This is a genomic window from Staphylococcus sp. MI 10-1553, from assembly GCF_010365305.1.
GTDB lineage: Bacteria > Bacillota > Bacilli > Staphylococcales > Staphylococcaceae > Staphylococcus.
Genome location: NZ_CP048279.1, coordinates 774,594 through 792,744, shown reverse-complemented (window position 1 = coordinate 792,744; position 18,151 = coordinate 774,594). Strand labels below are relative to the sequence as shown.

Genomic DNA, 18,151 nt, shown 5'->3' with positions numbered 1-18,151 from the left:
AACCCTACGCAAATAGGGTCATCCCTTTCTTTCATGTAAGCGTCTATATTTTATTTATTTCTCGCTTTTAATAAAACTAAAACTCCCACAGATAACAATGATAATACGATGGGTAATTGACTTGTTTTATCAGATTCACCTGTGTTTGGTAATTCTTTTACAGTAGCGTTTGAAGTTACTGCTTTATCATGTTGCGCAGCTGGCGTGACTGCTTTTGGATGACTCGGCTGATCATTATGCTTTTTGTCACTGTTATTTGCACGCTGCTTATCCTTGTTGTTTTTACTCTGTTGGTCATGATGATTTTGTTTGTCAGCATACATAAATTTAAACTCTGGTAAAGGCCCTTCATTTTCGACATAATCTTTGTGTGGATATACATTCGGTTCAACAAGCGTACCATCCGCTTTTCGAATATAATGATCTAATGGCTCTTGATTTGAATCAGATGAATCTTTCTTAGAGTCAACTCGAAATTTAAACTCTGGTAAAGGTCCTTCATTCTCTACATAATCTTTATGTGGGTACACGTTCGGTTCAACCAGTGTGCCATCCGCTTTTCGAATATAATGATCTAACGGTGCCTGATCTGAATTTTGATTCGTTTCACTTGATGACGTATTGTTTTGAATCGTTTCTGCGGCATAAGATTCGTTACTTACAAAAAATGTTGCTAATAGCCCCAGACCAAGTACTGCAATTGTTTTCTTCATTAAAAAGACCTCCATTTTCTATTTTGTAGCATTAACATTAACATAGCCTAACCATTTATCACTTTTAATTGAGTATAAAGAATAATATTGTCTACCATTTCCTAATGTGTAAATATATTTAGCAATAACCGGTTTGTTAACATATGCATCACTTTTCCCTTTTTTTGAATCGAAATAAAAACTATTCCATAAATCATATTTCTTCTTAGTAATTACTACTTTTTTGTTATAAGAAACAGCAGTAACATTGACTGAATGATTCATATTGCTATATCCTGCCCAAGTGCCATCTTTATTGTATAAAGAAAGGTATTTATTACCATTTGGATGATTATAGTAATATTTAGCATTATACACTTTCCCAAGTTTACCTTTGGTTTCAGATTTTACTTTTAAAAATTGAAGATCTCCCCACAATTTTTGACCTTCTTTTGAAATAGAAACATTTTTGTTATAAGTATGAGCCACAGGTGTCCCAATCCAATATTTTATATAATCTAGATATTGTGGAGTAATCCTTGTTCCAAAATTAAATGTTTTACCTCCGTTTGTATGAATTGCCACAAGCTTGTTGCTTTTAACATCCCATACACCACTACCACTTTGTCCTCCAGATGTATCAGCATCATAATAAACTCTATATTTATCCAAATTTATTATTTTACCAGTAGATCGCCACATATAATATTTTAAATCATTACTGTTTGTTCGATCGGTCTTATCATCAGGATAACCTGCTGTTGCAATTTTATCCCCTAAAGCAATAGTAGATGTTATACCCAAAGAACCTGTTAAACTACCTAAATTTGTATCTAGTTTTATAGCCGCTAAATCATATTTACTATCTAGTGTACTGGTATAACCTTTAAGTACATACGTTTTTATACCTTTTGCAGAACCTCGAATGATATTTCCATATAACCCACTGTATACAGTTATTCTTTCTGCAATCTTTTTTCTTCCCTCATCATATACAACATGAGCTGCAGTTAGCACAGTATCTTTACTAACCATTACACCAGATGCAACATATCCTTCGTAATTTCCCTCTGAATTCTTCCATTCAACTTTTATAGCGACATTCTCTTTAATAGGAGACGAAGTAAATGAAGAGACTTTCTTCCTTTCGTCAGTACCAATAACACTTTCGACATGAGGAAAAAAATCTCCGTAGTTATCGGTATTATTAAAATTAACTTTACTTTGTGTTGATGCTTCTGTACTAGGCATTGGTAATATATCTCCTGGCATAGCAGAAATATCAGTAGCTTGTGACTCAATAATTCCATCATCAGCTATGAATTCTTCTGCATTTACATATGACGGAGTATACATACTAAGAAATAATACAATAAAAACAAGTTTTGTTACCTTTTTCACCTTATCCTCCTCAACCCCTTTTATATAAATATATACATAAATTAAATATTAATCAACAGTAATTTTAATATTATTAAATTAACTTGTATATGAAAGTGTCTTTTCTAGAAAACACTATAAAAAATATACACAATATTATCTCAAAAACATCTATTTATTCTTCACTTACACGAAACCAATATCCTGATTGAGTCGACAAGAAAATTTAGACTTTGGCATATTTCACAAAGAAAATAAACAGGAATAATTTCACTACTTAATAGAAAAATAAAGATGATAAACAGGAATAACAAAATAGGTGAATTATTTTACACTTGGGATAGATGACAACTTACCAAATAATATAATTAAATATCATTTGGTACCACGTCATTAATCGTGAACTAAGCCAAAGCAAGATAATTTCTGACTACATTCTTACGTCATTGTAGAGAAACTGCCCCATCGCCCTCTTCTAATATGTATAAAAAGTATTGCTAACGAAAAGCTAAAAACAAAAAGAGACCAAGCCATAATCACACTTGATCTCTTTTTGATTTATTTGATATTCAATTTATTCTGCTTCAGGGAAATAACGTTTCACTTGTTCTACCACGTTATGACTCATTACAATTTTACCGTAATCATTCAAGTAAAATTCTGTTTTATCACTTGGTGCAGTAAATTCTAAAATTTGTCCATAATAATCATGAATGTGTTCTTCTGCAACAGTATCATCAAAATGAACGATATAGTAATACGTGTCATCTAACATATAAAGTAAGTCTTCAAATTCTGTGAGACGTTGGTCATTTCGATGTGCATAAGCAATCACATCTTCTAAATCTTCAAACCTAAAGATTGCTGTTCGTGTCGTTGTACGATTTTTGCCTGAGCGCTTACGATATGACTGTTCTGTATCTTTATGGTCATCAGTTTCTTCATCTTTCAACGACTGTGACAACAATTCATTAAGTTGACTATCAAATTCATCAAAGGCGCTATCTTCTTCAGACATTTGCATTAAATCATCATTTTTAGATTTTGAAATGGTTACTTCGACACCTTTTTCGAAGGCATGTACTTGAATCCACAATGGCCCTTCAACTACAAAATCTTCTTCTTCGTTGACTTCTTCCATTACTGACCAGAAAAATTCTTCTCCGCGTTTACGGTTCGTCCAAAGATCTTCACGTTTGAATCCACGTGCTTCTATATCTGTATACGTAATAAAAAGCTTCACTGTCATGTCATCAATTCGTTCTATTCTCATATCATCTCACTCCTTACAGTCGATGAATAGTAATCCTATTGTATTAAACAACTTCCAAAAACTCAATCTATTTGTCTGTATCATACAATCTTTCAAGAATACCATATATTAAGTATAACACAATCTGTTTATCACACCATTTTTTGTAACTCCCCTATGACATGTTCATTTAACATCTTCATTTTATACCTCAACTGTACAATGACAATGTCTATGGAGCAAGTCATTTTAATTGTAAGCATTATAGCGTGATCGCCGCATGGGTAAAAACAGAAAAAGGACCAGAACGTCAAAAGTTCTAGTCCTTTAATATATGACTTCATTACGATGAAAGCTTAATCAACCATACGTTGCGCTTCTTGTAATTGGAACGTACGTACTTTACGTGGTAAGAAACGACGAATTTCATCTTCGTTATAGCCCACTTGTAACCGTTTATCATCTAATATGATAGGTCGACGTAAAATGCCAGGATTATTTTGAATAATCGCATATAAATCTTGAAGAGGTAAGGCATCAATATCCACGTTTAATTTTTGGTAAGTTTTAGAACGTGTTGAGATAATTTCGTCCGTTCCATCTTCAGTCATTTTTAAAATTTGTTTAATTTCATCTAAAGTTAAATGTTCAGAAAAAATATTTCGCTCCGTATACGGAATGTCATGTTCTTGTAACCATGCTTTCGCTTTACGGCAAGATGTGCAACTTGGTGAAGTAAATAATGTTACCATACATCTCACTCTCCTAATTTAATGAAAATGAATTCATTGTAATTTAACGTTTCAAGATTAACTGCTCAATATGTGTTAAAACAATTCAAATCTTTACGTTTTCGTTTCTAACGCTATGTTACTATTATACACCTAAAACATTAAAATTAAATGAGAAAAATGCAAAATAATGCAATGATTTCAATAATCAGACTTTAGTAGTAGTTTTGTCAATCCATTCATTACGTTCATCATATCATAACTTACAAACGATGAAAATACTGTTACAATAAGAGTATCGATTAAACATGAAAGAAAGTAGGCTATTCATTATGAAAACGTTATTCTCAGGAATTCAACCGAGTGGTATCCCCACAATCGGTAATTACATCGGTGCATTAAAGCAGTTTGTCGACATTCAAGATGAGTACGACTGTTATTTTTGTATCGTTGACCAACATGCGATTACGGTACCACAAGATCGTTTGAAATTAAGAAAACAAATTCGCCAACTCGCAGCAATTTATCTTGCAACAGGCCTTAACCCAGAAAAAGTTACATTATTTATCCAATCCGAAGTACCAGCCCATGCACAAGCTGGATGGATGTTAACAACGATTTCTTCTATCGGCGAACTTGAACGTATGACACAATTTAAAGATAAATCTCAAAAACAAAGCGAAGGCATTCCAGCTGGATTACTGACTTATCCACCATTAATGGCAGCAGATATCGTATTATATAACACTGACATCGTGCCTGTCGGTGATGACCAAAAGCAACATATTGAATTGACACGTAATTTAGTGGATCGTTTCAACAGTCGCTATAACGACGTTTTGACAAAGCCAGAGATTAAAATGCCGGAAGTCGGCGGACGTGTGATGAGTTTACAAGAACCAACTAAGAAAATGAGTAAAAGTGATGACAATCCTAAAAACTTCATTTCTTTATTAGATGAACCCAAAGTCGCTGCGAAAAAGATTAAAAGTGCCATAACTGATTCGGATGGTATTATCAAATTCGATAAAGAGAACAAGCCAGGTATTACGAATTTATTGACGATTTATTCTAGCTTAACAGGCGAATCTATTGCGTCATTGGAAGACCGTTATGCGAATGTAGGTTATGGTAAGTTCAAAGGAGATTTGGCAGAAGTGGTTGAAAACTTCTTGACGGATTTCCAAGAGAAGTTCAATGGTTTCTATGAATCAGATGAATTGGATAAGATTTTAGATGAAGGCCGTGACAAAGCACATCGCGCATCGTTTAAAACATTGAAGAAGATGGAGAAAGCAATGGGGTTAGGTCGTAAGCGATAAATTGCATGACTTAATTCCATAATAGTTTGGATACTTCATAATTATTTTAGAAAAGTAAAGTTGCAAGGCTGACTAGGAGATGGGACATAAAAATTTTTGATGCTATTGATGCAGTATTTTGTTTAATTTGCCCTCCTTATGATTTGTGTTTTTGATTGCCATCATGGCTTCGCGTTCCTAGGGGCTGGCCCTTCAACTCAATTCGGCTTGATTGAAGCATACATGAGATGGAAGCCGAATTGGATTTTGGGCGCAGTACAGAAATCTCATGTGTCACAAAGATTTCGTAGTACTACCCCCGCAAGGCTGACTAGACTTCTCAAAAGCATAAGTATTGAGAAGTCAGACAGCTACTGCGATAAACAGCAACTACTATCAAAGTAAAGACGTGACTGTTAACAGTATGCACTCATTCCCTCAGGAGTCTCAACCCGGGCGCTATCTAACTTGCAACTGCTTTATTTTTGACAATGCGCCATTTCGTATACTTCCATTTATTTGTTAATCCGCTTTTCCACCTCACCTCTTCTCTTTATTCCTCACTTTATCATCCAATAAGATTTGCTGATGTCCAATTTTTAATTCATCTCAGGTTTGTTGCTTTGCCTTTTGATTCGTACTAGTTTGTCCTCAACAGTTTTTGTCTGTGTTCTTCTTTTACACCACTCGCAACTTATCACCACAAAAAAGCGTGTTACTGCATAGGATGAACCTAAACAATAACACACTTTTTAGTTTGTTCTTTAGACTACTTTTCTTTCTTCTTACCTGTTTCTCTATCAATACTCTTATCGATATAAGCGTATTTCAATGTTGTATCCCCAGCGAAGTTATGATAGTAAAGATTTTTCACTTGTGGGTTCGTTAAATGCGCTTCACCTTTTTGATAAATTGGTGCGATAGGTGCTTCAGCTAATAATAATTCTTCAGCGTCTACTAATGTTTGGTTACGCTTTTTAACGTCACTTAACAACGGCCCGTTCGCATCTTTAATTTTTTGATCATATTCTTTATTACTCCAACCTGTGTTGTTTGATGCGTTACCTGTAGTCATAATGTATAAATATGTCATCGCATCAGGATAGTCTGGACCCCAACCTGAGATAGAAATATCGTAGTTGCCGCTTTGTTCACGTGCAACACGTTGTTTAAATGGTAACTGTTGAATTTTAATTGTAACACCTGGCAAGTTTTTCTCAATTTGCGCTTTAATAAATTCAGCGGAAATTTTGTTCGCTGGTGTATCATCTGTATTCATTTTAAACGTGAATTCGCTTTGACCTAAAGCTTTTTTCGCATTTTCAAAGTGTGCTTTTGCTTCATCTGGATTGTACTTTAATGGTGATTTAATTTGATCAGTATAATCTTCGCCATTTGGATCTTTGGCTGTTTGTTTTGATGTAAAGCCATCACTTGGCGCAGAACCATTGTTGAGTACTGCATCAACGTAAGCTTTTTTATCGACCGCTTTTGCCAACGCAAGACGCATATCTTTATTTTTAAATGCTGGCACTTTATCTTGGTTGAGTTTCAAATAGAATGTCGCCGCAAGTAAACGTTTTTGTAATGCTGGTGTTCCTTTATATTTATCCACCTGCTCTGATGAAATCGTCGTATCATCGACGGATTCTGTATCGTACAGTGACGCACCTGCTTGACCGTCTTTTAACACTTTATAGTTAATTTTATCAAGTTTGACGACATCTTTATCCCAATACTTGTCATTTTTAACTAATAAAATTTTATCTTCTACTGCCCATTGTTTCACTTTAAATGGACCATTATAAACCGCTTTTTCAGCTGTTGTACCGTAGCGATCACCAAATTTTTTCACGACTTTTTCATTTTGAGGTAAAAACGTACCGAACGCTAACATTTCTTTATAATATGGAATCGGTTTTTCCAATTCAAATTGTAAAGTATAGTCGTCTAGCGCCTTCACACCGAGTTCTGAAGGTTTCTTTTTACCCATGTTAATTTGTTCAGCATTTTTCAAGTCATACATAATATACGCATACTCTGAAGCTGTATCTGGATCTAGCACACGACGCCATGAGAAGACGAAATCGTGTGCTGTCACAGGATCTCCGTTCGACCATTTCGCATTTTTACGCAGTTCAATCGTCCACGTTTTGCCATCGTCAGAAATTTTCGGTTGACCTTTCGCGACACCCGGTACTGCATTATCATTTTTATCTAAAGTATACAACCCTTCATAGACTTGATTAAATTTATCGAAGCTTACTGAGTCTGTTACTTTAGCTGTATCGAGTGAGGACATATCTTGCGCAATCACTTTACGAAATACTTGTCCTTCGTCACTATAAATCCCACCATTGTTACCACATGCTGCTAATACGAGTACTGATAAAACAGATGTGATGAATAATTTTAATCTATGCTGCTTTTTCAATTGTGATTCCCCCTTCCCGTCTTTATACACCGACTGATTGGTGTTCCGTTTGATATTGTTTCAATTCTTCTTCTGTCGCAAACACATAATGATCTTTCGCGCACTCCACTAATCGACGGTGATCATTTTTCGTATGATCCTCTTCATATGCGACACGTGTTCTTGTACGTTCACTTTCTGGATCAGGTTGTGGGACAGCAGATAATAAAGACTTCGTATAAGGGTGAATCGGATTGTGATAGATTTCATCAGCAGGTCCAAGTTCTACAATTCGTCCAAGATGCATGACAGCAATTCGGTCCGAGATGTATTTCACCATTGATAAATCATGAGCAATAAACAAAAATGTGATATTGCGTTCACGTTGTAATTTTTGCATTAAGTTGACGACTTGTGCTTGAATCGATACGTCTAATGCTGAAATCGGTTCGTCTGCAATAATAAACTCAGGTTCCACCGCTAATGCACGGGCAATCCCGATACGTTGACGTTGCCCCCCTGAGAATTCGTGCGGATAACGATTAGCGTGACTTTTTCTTAACCCTACAGTTTCTAACAAGTCATAGACACGCTTTTTACGATCTTTTCGGTCTTTCGCTAAACCGTGAATATCAATCCCTTCCGCAACAATATCCATTACTTTTAAACGTGGATTCAATGATGCGTATGGATCTTGGAAAATCATTTGAATCTTTTTATTAAACTGCAATAAATCTTTACGCTTTTTAATTTCTTGAATATTAACCCCTTCGTAAAGCACCTGTCCATCTGTGACATCGTTCAACTTGATAATCGCTTTACCTGTTGTCGATTTACCAGAACCTGATTCGCCTACAAGTCCGAAAGTTTCTCCTTTAAAAATTTTAAAAGAAATATCTTCAATCGCACGAACTTCATTGCGTTTGCCTTGATTGAAATATTGCTTCAAATTTTTCACTTCAACTAATACTTCTTTTTCATTCATTAAACGACACCCTTTCTACGCGTTCTGGTTTGGCAAAGTTATTCGGCATTGGACGCTGCTTACGCTTTACCATTTCTGGCGGTTCAACTTCAGGTGCACGCTCATCTAACAACCATGAACGAACAAAATGTGTTGGTGACACTTTAAACCATGGGGGCGCCTCTTTGAAATCAATCGCCAAAGCATAATCACTACGCGCCGCAAAGGCATCTCCTTTAGGTGGACGTGTTAAATCAGGTGGTGAACCTGGGATAGCTAACAATGCTGTGTCATCCGCCATTTCTAAATCTGGCATAGATGAGAGTAAGCCCCATGTGTATGGATGTTTTGGATCATAGAAAATTTCGTTGACATCGCCTGTTTCAATCATTTGACCGCCGTACATCACTGCGACACGATCTGCCACATTCGCCACCACACCTAAATCGTGCGTGATAAAAATAATAGACGTATCAATTTTTTGTTGAAGCTCTTTCATCAAGTCTAAAATTTGTGCTTGCATCGTTACATCAAGTGCCGTTGTCGGTTCATCGGCAATTAAAATTTTCGGTTCACATGCCAATGCCATCGCAATAACGATACGTTGACGTTGACCTCCTGAAAATTGATGGGGATATGCATTGAAGCGCTCTTCAACACGTTTTAAGCCAACGAGTTTTAACAACTCGACTGCACGTTTTTTCGCTTCAGCTTTACTTAAGCCGATATGACGAATAATCGGTTCCATCACTTGTTTCCCAATTTTCATCGTTGGGTTCAGTGATGTCATCGGATCTTGGAAAATCATTGAAATTTCTTTCCCACGTAATTTCATGAGTTCCTTTTCCGATTTTTGTGTTAAATCTTCTCCGTTAAAAATAATACTGCCGTTTTTAATGCGACCTGTTTGCCCTTGGAATAATTTCGTGATTGCTTTCGTTGTGACAGATTTCCCTGAACCTGACTCTCCAACGATGGCCAATGTTTCACCTTTATCCAAGTACAAATCAACGCCTCTAACTGCTTGCACTTCCCCTGCTTCAATATCGAAGGATACATGCAAGTCATTGATTTCTAATACACGCTCAGACATTGTACATTCCTCCTTTATTTACGCATCTTAGGGTCAAATGCATCGCGTAGCCCATCACTAAAGAGATAGAAAAATAGAATTAATAAACTTAATACGACCGCTGGAATAAACAACTCATGTGGATGGATTAATAACATCGCACGGCCATCATTTACAAGCGAACCTAAAGAAGTTCTTGGTGCAGGTACCCCAATTCCGATAAAGCTTAAAAATGCTTCAAAGAAAATCGCGTTCGGCACAGTAAACATTGACGTAACAATAATCGCACCTAACGTATTCGGTAAAATATGTTTAAAAATCAGTTTTAAATTCGATGATCCTAATGTACGTGATGCTAATACGAACTCTTGATTTTTTAATTTTAAGAATTCTCCACGTACAACACGGCTCATCCCAATCCAACCTGTAATTGTCATCGCTAAAATAATTGTCCAAATTGATGGTTCAAAAATTAAGACGAACAAAATCACGACAATTAGCGTTGGGATTGAAGAAATAATTTCGATAATACGTTGCATAATATCATCAACGCGACCACCGAAATAGCCGGAAATCGCACCGTAAATCACACCAATAAAGATATCTAATAACGCGGCAACAAGACCAATAAAGAGTGATACTTGCGTCCCTTGCCATGTACGTGTCCATAAATCACGTCCGAGTTGGTCCGTACCAAACCAGAAGTTTTCTGTCACGTGTGCTTTTTCATAGGCATTACCATCTACACCTTGTCCATCAAACGGTAGAAATGGCACTTTATCTAATACTGCAATTTTCGCCGGTAAGTTACGGCGTTGTACATCTTGTTCTGCAAAGTCATGCCCGTTTAATAACGGCCCAATCAAAGCAAATAAGATGATAATCACAAGACCTATCATCCCAACTACAGCAAGTTTATTACGCTTTAATTGTGCCCAAGCATCTTGCCAAAATGTGCGACCTTCACGTTGAAATTCTTGTTCTCCACTATCCGGTGCACCTGTACGAATAAAATCTTCGTGCATCATTCCAGAGGTTTGCGCAACTGTCGCGCCTGAATGATCATCTTGTGGTAAATGACGTTCTTGATTTGACATTATTTTTTACCTCCTTGCAAGCGAATTCGTGGATCAATTAAACCGTAAAGGACGTCCACAATGAAAATTGAAGCGATAAACAACGTACTGAATAATAATGTAATCGCCATAATCACTGAGAAGTCATTTGTTGTAATCGAACGCACAAACTGGTCACCAAGTCCTGGTACACCGAAGATATTTTCAATCGTTAATGTCCCAGTTAAAATACTCGCTAACATTGGTACAAGAATAGTGACAACTGGAATCAGTGCATTTCGTAACGCGTGCCCGAATAATACTCTTGCTGTCGAATTCCCTTTTGCTCGAGCAAGTAATATATAATCAGAACTCAACACTTCAATCATTTCCGCTCGAATATATCGTGCCACTGTTGCTAAAACAACTGCTGATAATGCGAGTGATGGTAAGATTGCCGTAGATACGCCTTCCCAACCCGCTACTGGAAACCATTGTAAACGCACCGCGAACACGTATTGTAATAATACTGCTAATACGAATGACGGTACCGAAATGGCGATAACCGATATAAAGGTGGCGAGATAATCTACCCATGTGTTTTGTCGGGTCGCTGCGATAACCCCGAGTATCACCCCTAAAATGACACCAATGACCATCGCAAATAAGCCCATTTGAAACGACGGTACTAATCTCGGTTTAATGAGATCCCAAACAGGTTGGTTGTCGTATTGGAATGAATTACCAAAATCTCCTTTTACAACATTTTTCATATAGTTGCCGTACTGAACAGGTAGTGGATCATTTAATCCATATTTCTCATTCAAAATGGTCTTTTGTTGTTCACTTAACTTTTCATCGTTAAATGGTGAACCTGGCATTAATTTCATCAAGAAAAATGTGATGGTAACAATGATGAATAGAGAAATGACCATATACAGCAAACGCTTTAACGTATATCTAAGCATTGATTTTTACCCCCTACATGCTAATTAACATTCCCTTCTAAATTTTCAGAAATATTAATGCCATTATAAACTTTTCATAAAATTTAATCAATAACATTTTGATTTACCTCAATAAAGTTTTAGATATTTTAGCTTTATACCTACTCTTTAGACAGGGTATAAATTTTTAATGAACTAAAAATAAGATGTCAAATTGAGCTGTTTCCGTTACAATATGGGAGTAAATACAAAAAAGGACTGAAACGATGAAATACTTAAACAACAATGCGTTAATCTATATCTTATTAACACCTATCGCAAGCTTGATCATTTGGCTGTTCTCGACACATTCTTTCACCCAGTTGTTGAACATCTTTTTCACCGTATCTATTTTAGTCGGCATTTTATTGTTCACACTGTTAATCGTGCAAGAAGGGATACTCGATGTGACAAGCTATGGTTTTAGAAAGTTCCGTTACCAAATGATGCGCAAAAAAAATCGTTCACGTTTAGAAGACGACGAATTTTTTAACCCTAAAGAACCTAAAAAAGCACACCATTTTGTATCACCGTGGATTAAACCTGCTTTAATCATGCAGCTCGTCTACTTTTTATTAGCGATTATCATTGCATATTTAATTTAAAATGATGTGTATCTCTTATGCACAAATGTTTGTTTAGCGTGTGTATGAAGTCTGATAATTCCGAAATATCGCCGACATCCTTTATCACTTTTAAGTTATTTATCCATTGTCAGTTCGAATGCTCTATTTAGAACTCAGCTCACATGCATGATGCCTTGTGATGATAGATTTGTAGCAATATGACAACAACAGCAGGGTACTTCATAAATGGAATATTTGTGACGACTTTCTACTATTATATAGTGACTTTTTACCATTTCATTTCCAAAGTAGAGCCTCATGTAACCATCCAAATGTGCTTCTAATACAAACAGTGCTGTATAACTATTCAGAGAAATGAAAATGACTTTAACAATAGCAAAACCCAAAAAGACGAGGGAATTTTGAGATGGCCTCGTCTTTTTTTAGTCAAAAATATTTTTATTAGAATTTTCGAAAAAGTAAAGGCCTTCATTTTTTTGTATGTATTATAATTAATGACTAGGGGGGATTGCATGAAAAACTCAATCATACTGTTATGTTTTGAAACGATATCAACATTTTTTCTGCTATTTTTACATTTGCTTGTGGCTTCTACATTTTAACAATTACGGATTCGGGCTCAATTTTCGGGAGTTATCTTGCTGTTCTATCTATCATTACTGTACTTACTAGCCCATTGTTAGGCAATTTAATTGATCGACATTCCAATAAAAAATACTGCTATTCGGTCAACTTTTAAGCAGTATGTCTTTATTTTTATTTGCATGTCTCCATCACAACGACATCTCTAGTATCTTTACAGTGATGATTATTTTAGTTTTTGTTGATGCGATGGTTAAAATAACGATTTCGTCCAATTTTAAGTTTATCACGGGGCCTTTACTTAGAAAAAATGGTATCGATAAGGCAAACCATTCAAACCGCTTCATTACTCATCACACCCATTTTAGGCGGATTCATCGTTGCAATCATCAAAATCAATACACTCGCGTTCATCAATGCGGCTACAGAGCGCATTGGCTTGATTTTATTGCTCTTTTTAACATTTAAAAATCCAACTGTACATCCTAAAGCAACATCATTTTCAAAAGGTTTGTTAGAAGGCATGACATACTTATTTCACCATCATCCATTAAAGATGATCATCATCACGAGTTTATGTATGAATTTCTTATGTAATGCCCTCATTGTCGGATTCCCTATCGTCATTGTGAACCAACTCCATTACTCGTCAAAACTTTTAGGTATGGCTGAAGGTGTACTTGGAGGTGCTATTGTACTTTCGTCGCTCGTTATCACGATGTTTAAAATCAATAGCCACATTAAAAATTTATATGTCATCTCTATGTTATTACAAGCTTTATCCTTATTGATTGTTGCGTCTACATACTTTTTACTCACAAATCCTATGCTCGTCTACAGTTTGATATTGCTCAGTAACGTTTTGTTAGGCTGTTCAGTGTCGCTGAATATTATTACATTTCAAATGATGATGCATCAAATGATTGAAGAAAATTTCAAATCACGCGTATTTTCATTAACACAAAGTATCGTTTTCGGTTTGACACCTTTATCGTGTGTCTTATTCGGGTTGTTCGTACCGCTTCACTATGGTATCGTCTATGTCGTTTGTTCTATTATCGCATTCATCGTCGTGCTGTTTTTTAGAAAAAGTTACATACATGAATAAAGCGATGACACCCTCTATCATCATAGAAAGCATCATCGCTCATTTTTAATCGCTCTATTCACTATATTTCTTGAAAATTAATACAGCGTTATGTCCACCAAAACCTAAACTGTTGCTCATCGCATATTCGATGTCATGATCCACCGCAACATTTGGTGTAATGTCTAAATCAATTTCTGGATCTGGTGAATTTGCATGGATGGTCGGTGCGATTTTACTATCACGGATAGATAAAATAGAGAAAATCGCTTCGACACCACCTGTTGCACCTAATAAGTGACCTGTCATTGATTTTGTAGAACTAATTTTAAGGTGATACGCTGCTTCACCAAACGTATTTTTAACCGCTTGAATTTCAGATAAGTCGCCTACTGGTGTACTTGTCCCGTGTGCATTTAAGTACTGAATATCGCTCGGTTGGATACCTGCATCTTTAATCGCAGCTTCCATCGCACGAGAACCACCTTCACCTTCTGGACCTGGCGCAGTAATATGATACGCATCACCTGTAGCACCGTATCCGACAAGTTCAGCATAAATTTTCGCGCCACGTGCTTGTGCAGATTCTAATGATTCTAAAATTAAAATCCCTGCACCTTCACCCATGACAAAACCGTCACGACCTTCTTGGAATGGACGACATGCTGTTTCGATGTCACCATTTGTAGTTAACGCACGGCTCGCACTAAATCCTGCAATAGACATATGTGTGATTGGGGCTTCTGTTCCCCCTGCAATCATCACGTCTGCATCGCCACGTTCGATAATTTTAAATGCTTCACCAATAGAGTTCGTTGCAGTCGCACATGCTGTAACTGTTGCACCGTTTGGCCCTTTCGCACCTGTATCAATTGACACTTGTCCTGATGCCATATCTGGAATTAACATCGGTACGAAGAAAGGACTAACGCGACGTGGTCCTTTGGCTTTCAATTGATCATATGCTTGTTCAAATGTTTCCATACCACCGATGCCTGAACCAATCCATACGCCGACACGATTCGCATTCGTTTCATCAATTGTAAGTCCTGAATCTGTTAACGCTTCACGTGACGCTACAACGGCATATTGTGTAAAGCGCGCCATTTTACGTGCTTCTTTTTTAGGAATAAAGTCTTCAACATTAAAATCTTTTAGTTCTCCACCAATGTGCACTTGATAAGGTTCTGTATCGATTCTAGTAATTTTATCAATACCATTCACACCATTTAATGCATTTTCCCACATTGACGGGACATCATTTCCGATTGGTGATAAGCCACCAAGACCTGTCACTACAACACGCTGTTTTTTTGTCATATTCATTTCCTCCTCTATTTATTTACCCCATCTGATGACGATTGAGCCCCAAGTAAGTCCGCCACCGAAGCCTACAAAAACAACGACATCATCGTCTTTAATACGTCCATTTTCTAGTTCTTGTTTGACACTGAGCGGGATAGAAGCTGCTGATGTGTTACCAAATTTATCCACTGAAACACTCATTTTTTCTTTTGGTAAATTTAATCGTTGACGCGCGGATTCCATAATACGGATATTCGCTTGGTGTGGAATAAACATATTAATGTCATCTGGGCCTAAATTCGCTTTTTCAACTGCACGTTGTGACGATTCACCCATCACACGTACCGCAAATTTGAAAACTTCGCGGCCATTCATACGAATAAAGTTTGTTTCTTGATCTTGGTAAAGGTATTTGCCACCAACACCATCTGAACCTAACTCATAGCTCAGAATACCACGATTTTCAGATACTTCGCCAATAATCACTGCACCTGCACCGTCTCCAAACAAAATAGCAGTTGAACGGTCATTTAAATCTGTAATTTTTGAAAGTTTATCTGCACCCACTACGAGCACATTTTGATATTCACCTGATAATACAAATGAACGTGCTGTAACGATACCGTACATAAATCCAGAACATGCGGCTAATTGATCCATAGATGCAACTTTACCGAGTCCTAGTCGCTGTTGTAACATATTTGCCACTGTTGGAAAACGATGATCTCCAGTAGATGTTGCAACAATAACCATGTCTATGTCTTGTGCATCGATACCTGCATCTTCAATCGCACGAATACTTGCTTCATACGCTAAATCAGATGTATCTTGATTCTCATCTGCCCATCTACGTTCTTTAATCCCAGTCATTTGTGAAATCCATTCGTCAGATGTATCTAGGTATGATTCAAAATATGCATTATCGACAACTCGATCTGGGGCATATGCACCAAATCCTTTAATACCTACATTCATGGTTTGAACACCTTCTTTTAAAATTTTTAATACCAGGTATTAATTTAACATATAGTCACAAAAAAAGACAAGTGACATGCTAGGGATGGTATACAAAACATCTCAAGCATACTATAATAGAATTATCAGTTAAATGGAGGCAATATACAATGAAATACTTCATCACATTGATTTGGGCTGTTTTACTTATAGAAATGATTAATTTCGTTTTAAATAGCTTGAGTGGTGGCGGTCCACTAAATGTTGTGACGCCATTGTTTGTCGCTGTCATTATAGTGATTGCACTTGCATTGTTAGATGTTGCAACGACACCACCGAAGCAATCACAAGATACGAATGAGATTTGACATCGTATGCCATTTTGAAAAGGTTGGATGTTGGACAGAATTTTTGTTCAATTTCTAGCCTTTTTTACATATTCCACACGTATTTCAAAGCACTTGCCCATACGTAAAAAACTGACGAGACTTTAATATGGCCTCATCAGTTTTTTAAGGTTTTAGTAGAATTTACTTCATTTCGTACGATTGTACTTTATTAGTTTTCGCATCGAAATAACGTAATGACTGTTCACGACTTTGAATTTTTTTATTGTTTTCTAAGCCGTAGTTATTGTCATATAATGTCGCTTCCCAACTACCGTACATTGGGTTAGGGAAAATGATGTACTTGCTACCGAAATCATCTTCATGTTGCTTCACAAGTGCTTCACGTGATTTCGCTGTCGGTTGTTTAGGCTCATCAAAATCAAGTAAGTTGTCGCCAAATAACATGACTAAATTGTAATCTGTACGTACTTTATCGCGACGTTCAGTTTTTCCTTTTTCCCCTTCTTTTTTCAGCAACACATGCTTTTTATCGGCTTGTGGCAATTTTTCATTTCTTAAGTTTTTAATTGTCGCGTCTAAATCTTTTTCATGTGAACGGTCTGATACATAAAAGATTTCAACATCATGACGATCTGCATATTTCAAGAATGATCTCGCGCCATAAACAGGTTTTGCTTGTGCAGATTGTACCCATTCATGCCAACCTTCTGGGAAAGATTGACCTTTTAATGCATTCGTTGCTTGATACGGTGAGTTATCGAGCACTGTTTCATCAATATCAAGGACGATGGCTAATTTTTTACCACCGTGATGATTTTTAATCTTTTTACTTAAAGTTTCTTTCGCTGCGTTATAACCTTGTGCATACAATGCTTTGGCTTCTGCTGAGTTTTGATACCAAGCCACACTCATGATGTTTTGTTGACCTAACGTTTGCGCTGCCTTATCTTTCGCTTTTATTTCGTGCTTTTCTGTTTGCTCAGTTTTAACTGCGCCACTACCTGAAGCGTATGTTGCAGTCGATACGCTAGAAGAAACGATGCCTAATGCTAAAAGTGCTGCTGATGCTTTTGTCCATTTATTCAAGTTCTTCACCTTTTCTATGTATAATGTGCGAATTGGGCTGATAGTTAAATTCACACATCTATATTAAAACCTTTTTTAGTAAATCTCAATATTTCTATTAATTTTTTATATTTATGACATTGAAAAGAAGCACCATAAAAATTATTGCTTGTCTTGATTGATATATTTTAATCAAATCGCCCTCATTAATAACCTTATTAAATGCTCACAATTGCCATCATAGACTCTCGTTTCCTAGGGGCTGATCCTCCAACTTAATTTGGCTTGATTGAAAGGTTCACTAGATGGAAGCCGAATTGGATTTTGGGCGCAGTACAGAAATCTCATGTGTCACAAAGATTTCGTAGTACTGCC

General features: G+C 36.5%; 16 protein-coding genes. 4 read left to right on the top strand and 12 right to left on the bottom strand.

Features of this window, described 5'->3' with window-relative positions; all coding sequences use genetic code 11:
• Window positions 1-50: 50 nt before the first annotated feature.
• The 4 genes from spsR to spxA all read right to left on the bottom strand — a co-directional run bounded on the left by spsR (window position 51) and on the right by spxA (window position 4,076).
• The gene (gene spsR / locus GZH82_RS03415; RefSeq protein ID WP_162681320.1) at window positions 51-713 is read right to left on the bottom strand and encodes an LPXTG-anchored surface protein SpsR; all 663 of its coding nucleotides are present in this window, start codon (window positions 711-713) and stop codon (window positions 51-53) included.
• Between the two features lie 18 nt (window positions 714-731).
• Entirely contained in the window at window positions 732-2,093 is a 1,362-nt protein-coding gene (locus tag GZH82_RS03410; protein WP_238989632.1) for a trypsin-like serine peptidase, read from the bottom strand.
• Window positions 2,094-2,646: 553 nt separating this feature from the next.
• Window positions 2,647-3,345 (bottom strand): adaptor protein MecA, encoded by a 699-nt coding sequence (gene mecA, locus GZH82_RS03405; RefSeq protein ID WP_162681319.1) that lies wholly within the window; start codon window positions 3,343-3,345, stop codon window positions 2,647-2,649.
• A 335-nt stretch (window positions 3,346-3,680) separates the two neighbouring features.
• Window positions 3,681-4,076: a transcriptional regulator SpxA gene (spxA, locus tag GZH82_RS03400; RefSeq protein ID WP_162681318.1), complete on the bottom strand. Its 396-nt coding sequence runs from the start codon at window positions 4,074-4,076 to the stop codon at window positions 3,681-3,683.
• A gap of 311 nt (window positions 4,077-4,387) precedes the next feature.
• Between spxA and trpS the strand changes: the two genes are divergently transcribed.
• A complete protein-coding gene (gene trpS, locus GZH82_RS03395; protein ID WP_162681317.1) occupies window positions 4,388-5,377 on the top strand; it encodes a tryptophan--tRNA ligase in 990 nt (329 codons plus the stop codon).
• Between the two features lie 748 nt (window positions 5,378-6,125).
• On the opposite strand, the gene GZH82_RS03390 is transcribed toward trpS, so the two are convergent.
• The 5 genes from GZH82_RS03390 to opp3b are packed head-to-tail and all read right to left on the bottom strand — an operon-like array spanning window position 6,126 to window position 11,828.
• Window positions 6,126-7,790: a peptide ABC transporter substrate-binding protein gene (locus tag GZH82_RS03390; protein WP_162681316.1), complete on the bottom strand. Its 1,665-nt coding sequence runs from the start codon at window positions 7,788-7,790 to the stop codon at window positions 6,126-6,128.
• 22 nt (window positions 7,791-7,812) lie between these two features.
• Window positions 7,813-8,754: an ABC transporter ATP-binding protein gene (locus GZH82_RS03385; RefSeq protein WP_162681315.1), complete on the bottom strand. Its 942-nt coding sequence runs from the start codon at window positions 8,752-8,754 to the stop codon at window positions 7,813-7,815.
• Window positions 8,747-9,826 (bottom strand): ABC transporter ATP-binding protein, encoded by a 1,080-nt coding sequence (locus GZH82_RS03380; protein WP_162681314.1) that lies wholly within the window; start codon window positions 9,824-9,826, stop codon window positions 8,747-8,749. The genes GZH82_RS03385 and GZH82_RS03380 overlap by 8 nt, the downstream gene beginning before the upstream one ends.
• Before the next feature lie 14 nt (window positions 9,827-9,840).
• Entirely contained in the window at window positions 9,841-10,902 is a 1,062-nt protein-coding gene (opp3C, locus tag GZH82_RS03375; protein WP_162681313.1) for an oligopeptide ABC transporter permease, read from the bottom strand.
• Entirely contained in the window at window positions 10,902-11,828 is a 927-nt protein-coding gene (gene opp3b / locus GZH82_RS03370; protein WP_162681312.1) for an oligopeptide ABC transporter permease, read from the bottom strand. The genes opp3C and opp3b overlap by 1 nt, the downstream gene beginning before the upstream one ends.
• A 245-nt stretch (window positions 11,829-12,073) precedes the next feature.
• On the opposite strand from opp3b, the gene GZH82_RS03365 reads away from it, so the two are divergent.
• Window positions 12,074-12,451 carry a DUF3899 domain-containing protein gene (locus GZH82_RS03365; protein ID WP_162681311.1) on the top strand — a complete coding sequence of 126 codons (378 nt, stop codon included), beginning with the start codon at window positions 12,074-12,076 and terminating at the stop codon, window positions 12,449-12,451.
• A gap of 874 nt (window positions 12,452-13,325) precedes the next feature.
• The gene (locus GZH82_RS03360) at window positions 13,326-14,123 is read left to right on the top strand and encodes an MFS transporter (RefSeq protein WP_238989631.1); all 798 of its coding nucleotides are present in this window, start codon (window positions 13,326-13,328) and stop codon (window positions 14,121-14,123) included.
• 54 nt (window positions 14,124-14,177) lie between these two features.
• Here the strand turns inward: GZH82_RS03360 and fabF are convergent, their stop codons facing one another.
• Window positions 14,178-15,422 carry a beta-ketoacyl-ACP synthase II gene (gene fabF, locus GZH82_RS03355; RefSeq protein ID WP_162681310.1) on the bottom strand — a complete coding sequence of 415 codons (1,245 nt, stop codon included), beginning with the start codon at window positions 15,420-15,422 and terminating at the stop codon, window positions 14,178-14,180.
• A gap of 18 nt (window positions 15,423-15,440) precedes the next feature.
• Entirely contained in the window at window positions 15,441-16,382 is a 942-nt protein-coding gene (locus GZH82_RS03350; protein WP_096596531.1) for a beta-ketoacyl-ACP synthase III, read from the bottom strand.
• Window positions 16,383-16,531: 149 nt separating this feature from the next.
• On the opposite strand from GZH82_RS03350, the gene GZH82_RS03345 reads away from it, so the two are divergent.
• Entirely contained in the window at window positions 16,532-16,729 is a 198-nt protein-coding gene (locus tag GZH82_RS03345) for a DUF2929 family protein (protein ID WP_162681309.1), read from the top strand.
• Between the two features lie 162 nt (window positions 16,730-16,891).
• On the opposite strand, the gene GZH82_RS03340 is transcribed toward GZH82_RS03345, so the two are convergent.
• The gene (locus GZH82_RS03340; RefSeq protein WP_162681308.1) at window positions 16,892-17,797 is read right to left on the bottom strand and encodes a 5'-nucleotidase, lipoprotein e(P4) family; all 906 of its coding nucleotides are present in this window, start codon (window positions 17,795-17,797) and stop codon (window positions 16,892-16,894) included.
• Window positions 17,798-18,151: the final 354 nt, after the last annotated feature.